We start from the raw sequence: 328 nt of genomic DNA, 5'->3' as shown, positions 1-328 counted from the left end.
CGTAGGTATATTCCTGTTGATCGGACTGCAGGACTACCAGGATTCGGAAAGTCAGAATGGACCAATTGAAATTTTTTTGCGTAATACGACATGAGTGAACGGCCATCTTTTGGGGCCTCGTTTGATTTATTGAAGAAGGGCATTCTCATTGCACCCATCTCGAAAGGTGGCCTGCCAATAGTGTTGGTATTATTTCTGCCGAGTGCGGTGAGATGTCTACCTCCGATGCGTTCCGACTTTTCAAGTACAGTAATATTTGTGAAGCCGCATCTGTACAATTCTCGTGCTGTTGTCAATCCCGTGATACCTGCGCCGATGATACAAATTC

The 328-nt window shown here is 45.4% G+C and carries 1 protein-coding gene; it reads right to left on the bottom strand.

Going from position 1 to position 328, the window contains the following annotated elements:
• Positions 1-317 (bottom strand): FAD-dependent oxidoreductase (locus tag AC3XQU_RS23440; RefSeq protein WP_489876547.1); only part of this gene is annotated, 317 nt, incomplete at its 3' end.
• Positions 318-328 lie beyond the last annotated feature (11 nt).

The sequence above is a fragment of the Telluria sp. AZSoR62 genome (assembly GCF_058111565.1).
The sequence above is the reverse complement of the archived record's forward strand: the minus strand, read 5'-3'. Positions and strand labels throughout refer to the sequence as shown.